The organism is Dyella silvatica (assembly GCF_026283955.1).
GTDB lineage: Bacteria > Pseudomonadota > Gammaproteobacteria > Xanthomonadales > Rhodanobacteraceae > Dyella_C > Dyella_C silvatica.
This window is the reverse complement of record NZ_JAPDPE010000178.1, coordinates 1-6,203: the sequence shown is the minus strand read 5'-3', so window position 1 is coordinate 6,203 and position 6,203 is coordinate 1. Positions and strand designations below refer to the sequence as shown.

Annotated in this window: 9 protein-coding genes; 2 read left to right on the top strand and 7 right to left on the bottom strand. The window is 59.6% G+C overall.

Going from position 1 to position 6,203, the window contains the following annotated elements:
* Positions 1 to 869: AraC family ligand binding domain-containing protein (locus OUZ52_RS21850; RefSeq protein ID WP_266160712.1), on the bottom strand; the 869-nt coding region annotated here is incomplete at its 3' end.
* Between the two features lie 12 nt (positions 870 to 881).
* Here OUZ52_RS21850 and OUZ52_RS21845 point away from each other — a divergent pair.
* Positions 882 to 1,502, top strand: a complete 621-nt coding sequence (locus OUZ52_RS21845; RefSeq protein WP_266160711.1) for a hypothetical protein — start codon at positions 882 to 884, stop codon at positions 1,500 to 1,502.
* A 269-nt stretch (positions 1,503 to 1,771) separates the two neighbouring features.
* Here the strand turns inward: OUZ52_RS21845 and OUZ52_RS21840 are convergent, their stop codons facing one another.
* The 3 genes from OUZ52_RS21840 to OUZ52_RS21830 form a co-directional block, all read right to left on the bottom strand.
* On the bottom strand, positions 1,772 to 2,272 hold the full coding sequence (locus OUZ52_RS21840; protein WP_266160710.1) for an SRPBCC family protein: 501 nt from the start codon (positions 2,270 to 2,272) through the stop codon (positions 1,772 to 1,774).
* Positions 2,273 to 2,280: 8 nt separating this feature from the next.
* On the bottom strand, positions 2,281 to 2,628 hold the full coding sequence (locus OUZ52_RS21835) for a GFA family protein (RefSeq protein WP_266160709.1): 348 nt from the start codon (positions 2,626 to 2,628) through the stop codon (positions 2,281 to 2,283).
* 188 nt (positions 2,629 to 2,816) lie between these two features.
* Positions 2,817 to 3,740, bottom strand: coding sequence for an AraC family transcriptional regulator (locus tag OUZ52_RS21830; RefSeq protein ID WP_266160708.1), 924 nt, complete (start codon positions 3,738 to 3,740; stop codon positions 2,817 to 2,819).
* Between the two features lie 158 nt (positions 3,741 to 3,898).
* On the opposite strand from OUZ52_RS21830, the gene OUZ52_RS21825 reads away from it, so the two are divergent.
* Positions 3,899 to 4,951, top strand: a complete 1,053-nt coding sequence (locus tag OUZ52_RS21825) for an NAD(P)-dependent alcohol dehydrogenase (RefSeq protein WP_266160707.1) — start codon at positions 3,899 to 3,901, stop codon at positions 4,949 to 4,951.
* Between the two features lie 47 nt (positions 4,952 to 4,998).
* On the opposite strand, the gene OUZ52_RS21820 is transcribed toward OUZ52_RS21825, so the two are convergent.
* From OUZ52_RS21820 to OUZ52_RS21810, 3 genes are all read right to left on the bottom strand, one after another.
* Positions 4,999 to 5,373 carry a VOC family protein gene (locus tag OUZ52_RS21820; RefSeq protein ID WP_266160705.1) on the bottom strand — a complete coding sequence of 125 codons (375 nt, stop codon included), beginning with the start codon at positions 5,371 to 5,373 and terminating at the stop codon, positions 4,999 to 5,001.
* 121 nt (positions 5,374 to 5,494) lie between these two features.
* Positions 5,495 to 5,869 (bottom strand): hypothetical protein, encoded by a 375-nt coding sequence (locus OUZ52_RS21815; protein ID WP_266160702.1) that lies wholly within the window; start codon positions 5,867 to 5,869, stop codon positions 5,495 to 5,497.
* A 56-nt stretch (positions 5,870 to 5,925) separates the two neighbouring features.
* Positions 5,926 to 6,203 (bottom strand): helix-turn-helix transcriptional regulator (locus OUZ52_RS21810; RefSeq protein ID WP_266160700.1); only part of this gene is annotated, 278 nt, incomplete at its 5' end.

The window sequence follows — 6,203 nt, the reverse complement described above, 5'->3', positions numbered from 1 at the left end:
CGAATGGCTGCATGCGCATGCAGCAAATGATCGACGGTATCCAGCAACAGTTCCTCAGTGTCTTGTACGCCGTCACTGCCATGCTGAAGACCCCGCAGCATCGCCACATGGGCTTTCTGGAACTGCAAATCGTGGGTGAATTCCTGGCATGGCTGGACGGTGGCATCGGCGATGCCCAGCATCTCGATGGCCGCGTCATCCAGCGACATATCGATACAGCAGTCGCAACCTTCAGCCTCGGGATGCGAGACGCGGCATTCGACATGCTTATTCAATAGCAGTGCCTGGCCCGGCCGCGCGAAGTACGTTCTGCCATCCACATGCATGGCAAACGAACCGCGCCGGGTGAAGATGAGTCGCGCCGATTCACCACCGGGGACGTGACCGCAATCGACCCGCGGCTGCTTGCAGACATGATCAATGACCATGAAGTGCGACGACCGCAACAAGGTCTGCATCATCGACATAGGCGTACCCCCGAGAGAATGCCAACATCCGCCGCCGATCATACGCCCGGATACGCCTGGATACGGCCAATGGCGTTGGTCCGGCGCGTACAGCACGATTCTGGAAGCGCTGAGGGCCTTGTTGTGGCAGCGGCCGCAAGCGGTCAGCCAACCCGCGCTGATGCCCGCCGATGGACCCGCACGTTTCTGGAAGCGCCGGACGCGGCCAGCGCGCGAAGCTGAGCCCACTTGCCTGGGAGAGCTTTCGGCAAGCTCCGCCAACACCGCCCCCACATCGGTGTTTTCCATGCCCCGCGCCACATGGAGAATCGTATGTACAAGACACTTTGCAGCCTGCTGATAGCCTGCGGCACCATCGCCGCGGCGAATGCCAGCGAACCTTTCTCCGCCGATTTCGGTCACGAGCGGAACCCCATGCTGTACCCGAAAGAGTCGCGCCCCTTCGATAAAAGTATCGATGGTTGGGGCGATCGTTCGGTGCAATGGATTTACGCGCAGCCTTTGGACAATAATCCGTTCCTTGATCCCACCGGCGCCAACTGCAGCGTCGATCAACACGGCCCGGTCTGGTTCCTGGCACCGATTGCCTCATCGATGGCCGGAAGTTTTACCCGCGCATGCACTATCCCGCGCGACAAGGCGATCTTGCTGATGATTCAATTTGTCAGCGATACCTATCCCTGCCCCGACCCAAACTTCGGCCCGAAACCCGGCCAGTCGCTGTATGACTTCCTGGTTGCCGACAGCAAGACGTATCTGATGACAGCCTCGCTCGACGTCACGCTGGACGGCAGGCCGGTGCGCGATGCGCTGGACTATCACTATATTTCGGAGAATGTGTTCTCACTCAAGGGCGACCCCAGCCTGCAGCCGACGTTCGACACCTGCATCACCAGCAACTGGCAGCCCGTGGTCGCCAACGGCTGGTACATGATGTTCCGCCCGTTATCGCCTGGCATGCACACCATCGTGCGTACAACTACCAGCGCCATGGGCGTGACCAATACGTTCACTTACTACCTGACGATCCAGTAGCGGCGATCGCATGCAAAAGCCGTTGCAATGTATCTATCCGCCGTACTGGATAACCGCAATCCATGCACTCTGCATCGAAGCGTCCTGCAGTCCTGACAGGGCGCTTCGATGCCATGCGGTAGAGAATCAGGAAACCCAGCGGCTGATGGGCGGCAAGCACATCGGCGACGCGCGTTGACGCGCTTGCCCGACTTGTTGCTTTCGATACCCACGGCAGCAAGGCATCAACATGCCGCCCAAACAGCAAACCAGCGAAGCGGATTATCGCGTCAAGAGACGCCGCCCGGCGTTCGCTCGGACGAATCGCTGGCAGCTTGTGCAGCCGCGCCACGCGGCCCACGCTGTTCCGCGTACCGCTTCAGCATGCTTAGCGTCCCTGCCCAATAGAACTGCAAATGCTTGAGGATAGTGGGCGTCGGAAAATCGCTGGCCAGCAGCGTCAGGCGGGTGTCGTGACCCACGGCACCCAGACTGAACTCCATCGTGGTGTAACTCTGCGCTTGGTCTGGCAAGCGAGACAGTGAGCTGAGATGGGTATAAGCAAGTGTTTTCTGCGGCTCGAATGCCAGCACGATACCCCGGTTCTCGAAACGTCCGCTATGACGTCCGCGCACGATGATCGGGCCGCCGATCTGCCAGTCGGTCTCGACCTCGATCATCATCCCCGCCTCGCCCATCCACTCCCGCATATGTTCTGTGCCGGTCAAGCACTCCCATACCACCTCGGCGGGCGCATGAATCAGCACGGCTTCGGTGAAACGTTGCGACATGTCGGCCCTCAGAGCGCGCGTCCATTGAAGAAAGTAACGGGAATCTGCTCAAGCTCGACGCCCTCAAGACAGCGAATATTGACGGCGGCCATGGCATGACCCTGCGGGTCGACGCCTTCGCCGTACGGATGCATCCCGCACTTGGGGCAGAAGCGGTGCTTGATGACGTGCTTGTTGAACGTGTAACTGGCGGCGTTCTCATCGGGCGTCAGCAGATGCAGTTGTTCCCGGGGAACAAACCACATAAGTGTCCCCTTGCGCTGACAGATGGAGCAGTTACAAGACATGGCGCCATCGAGCGAGCCTTCAACCTGGAACGCAACGTGGCCACAGTGACAGCTTCCGTCGTAACGCATGATCGTCTCCGAACACGGTAGTGTTTGATCCCGGCAAGGGGCTGTTAAAAGTCTAACGCAGACACTGGCCCGCGTTGTCGGTGACCTCTAACACTTGAGTGAAGTGCACCAATGGGTGTTTTCGCCGCGCCATAGCTATTTCTTGCGCTGCGTGGATCGCCAAAGAACGGCGACGGCGGGTAGCTCGACTAGCTGACTGACCCCGCCGCGCGAATCCGCGAAATATCTCGCAAGGGCGGCTCTCCGAATAGACGGCTGTATTCGCGACTGAATTGCGAGGGGCTGTCGTAACCCACCCGCAAGGCCACCGTGCCGACATCCGTATCGCGGCCAAGCAGTATGCGGCGCGCCTCGTGCAGACGCAGTTGCTTTTGATACTGCAACGGGCTCATCGAGGTGACGTCTTTGAAATGGTGATGCAGCGACGAGACGCTCATATTGAGCCGCTGCGACAGCTCGTCGATGCTTAACGGCTTGTCGTAGTGGTTTTTCAACCAGTCGATCGCCCGCGCGATCTTGCTGCTGCCGCTATCGCCAGCGGCCAGTTGCCCCAGACGCCTGCCGTGCTCGCCGCTGAGCAGCAAAAACAGCATCTCCCGTTCAATCAGGGGTGCGAGCACCGGAATCTCGTTAGGATGATCAAGCAAGCGCGCCAGCCGAAGTGCAGAATCGAGCAAACGAGCCGAGAGGCTGCCCACGGCAATCGGACGGCCGATCGGAAGCGATTCGGAGCGCGGCCGGCCCATGTCGACCATCAGCGCGGCAATCTGTCTTAGATCCAGCGACACCGCCATGCATAGATACGGCTGGGCGGTGCTGGCCTGGGTGATCCGCGACATCACCGGCAGGTCGATCGAGGTGATCAGGCAATGCCTGGCGTCGTAATCGTAGCCTTCACCGGCGGCAATAATGCGTTTGGCCCCTTGCGCCGCAATGATGAGCGCCGGCCGGCTCATGCCACACGGCAGGTCGCCGATCTGCGAGTGCCGGTACAGGGTAAGCAGTGGCAACGCTGTGGGGTGATCGCCATCGATCGGCGCGTAACGAGCGATGATCTCGCTGAGTTCGGCCGACATGGCGGCCATGGCGAGGCTGGGAGAGTGGGATTCCATAGCGTCCATCGCAGTATGACCTGCACCGTAGTATGCCTGTTCGCAAACACTCACCGTGCCAAGTTTTGCAGAATCAGGCAAAAAATCCGCAGGATCTGGATACCCAGAATCACCTGCTGGCCCCAGACTTTCCTGGTCAGTCCACCGGAGATATGTCCATGACCACTGTTCGCGGCTACGCAGCCCATACCCCCACCTCCCCCTTGGTGCCTTTTACCTTCGAACGCCGCGAACCGGGCGATGACGACGTCGAGATCCAGATTCTTTTCAGCGGCATCTGCCACTCCGACCTGCATCAGACCCGCGATGACTGGGGCGGCGCGCTGTTCCCGATGGTGCCGGGCCACGAAATCGTCGGACGGGTCACCCGCGTGGGCTCCAAGGTGACCAAGCTCAAGGTCGGCGACTTCGCCGGCGTCGGCTGCATGGTCGACTCTTGCCGCGAATGCGCGGCCTGCAAAGAGTCGCTAGAGCAGTACTGCGACCAGGGCGCCACCTGGACCTACAACGCCAAAGAGCGCGGCAGCGAACAGCTCACCTTCGGTGGCTATTCCGAAACCATCGTGACCCCCGAGCGCTTTGTCGTCAGTATTCCCGCCAGCATGGATCTCAAGGCCGTGGCGCCGCTGCTTTGCGCCGGCATCACCACCTACTCACCACTGCGCCACTGGAAGGTGGGGCCCGGCCAGAAGGTCGGCGTGATCGGCCTGGGCGGGCTGGGCCATATGGGCGTGAAGTTCGCCAAGGCAATGGGCGCCCACGTGGTGATGATTACCACCTCGATGAGCAAGGCCGCCGATGCGCAGCGGCTCGGTGCCGATGAAGTTTTGCTGTCCACCGATGCGGCGGCCATGGCCAAGCACGCGAACAGCTTCGACTTCCTGCTCAATACGGTGCCGGTCTCGCACGATCTCAATCCGTATATGGCCCTGCTGACCCGCGAGGCCAGCATGGTGCTGGTCGGCGTACTGACCGACCTGGACCCGCCGCTGAAAGGCGTCGCCTTTATGTTCGGCCGCAAGAAGCTTTCCGGCTCGGCCATTGGCGGTATGGCGGAAACCCAGGAGATGATCGATTTCTGTGCCAAGCACAACATCGTTTCGGATATCGAAATGGTGCGTATCGATCAAGTCAACGAAGCCTACGAGCGACTGATCAAGAACGATGTGAAATATCGCTTCGTCATCGACATGGCCACCCTCGCCGCCTGATGACAAACGGAAGTGGCAGGCCACCTCGCCGGCACCTGCCACTTCGACTACGCAGCCACAGGGATGTTCTGGGCGATGCGCCAGAGCACGCCACTGGGATCGAACAATGGAAAATCCCGCATGCCCCAGGGTTGGTCCTGCGGAGCATCCACGCGAGCGGCAAAACGCTGGACGACACCGGCAGCGATCACCATGGCATGCCAGTCATCCACATGCTCGACCAACAGATGCATCTGGAATTGGTTGATGAACTGCGAATGATCGTAGGCCTGCAGCAAAAAGCTCGTGTTGCCATGACGCACATAGGCCAGGCCGTCGGATGACCACGGCACCTCGAAGCCAAGCGCAAGGTAAAACTGCTTGGATAGTTCGAGATCCCTCGCGGGTACGAAAGCCTTGATTTCGACGGTAGCGAGATTCATACATGCCTCAAAATAAAACTTGCTGATCGACAGCACCGCTGGCCCGCACGACCACCTGCCCTGATGCCGTGTTCGTTTTCGACGAGAAAAATATACTTCGCAGCAAGCGGAGCCTCATGTACTAGCGCAGCCGCTTAAACGCCATGCCTGGATCCAGTTCGCCAAGCAACCAGGCGGCAAGCCGACGCGGACCACGGCGATGCTCGTTATCGACATCTGCCGCCTCTCTACAAGCCGATAGATATAGTTCACCCATCGAACCGGAGACAGCCAAGCCCAGCTCATGGCGAAGCACCATCGAGTCTTTGACCAGGGGTAAAAGCACTTCGCATTCTGGAGGAAGCCACCGAGCTTGCTCGGCCAGAGGCATAAAATCTGCGTGGTAGAAAAGCATCTCGCCCGAATCAACGATCCGCGGCAACACTTGCTCAAGCAGAGCCAGCAATAAACCCTCGGTCGCCTCAAGCTGCGCTTCCCGCTTATCGGTTCGAGACATACTCACGACCTCAGTGCCTGGGTTAAGCCGCATGCCACACACGGCACTATCGACATTCAACGACTGCCCGTCATTTGTTTCAGCCATGCCCCAGGCGCCAAGCCGATGCTGCCCTTGAAACGTCGATTGAAATGGCTTTGATCTGCAAAACCGGAGGATAGGGCCGCATCGGCAAGCCCCTGCCCACTTAACAGCGCTCTCTGCGCATGACGCAGGCGCACCATGTTCAGATAAGTGTGAGGGGGCACGCCCATGCTCTTGGCGAATGCCCGCGTCAGATGCACACGAGACAATCCGGCGAGGATAGCCAGCCGCTCGACCGTGATGTCTTCGT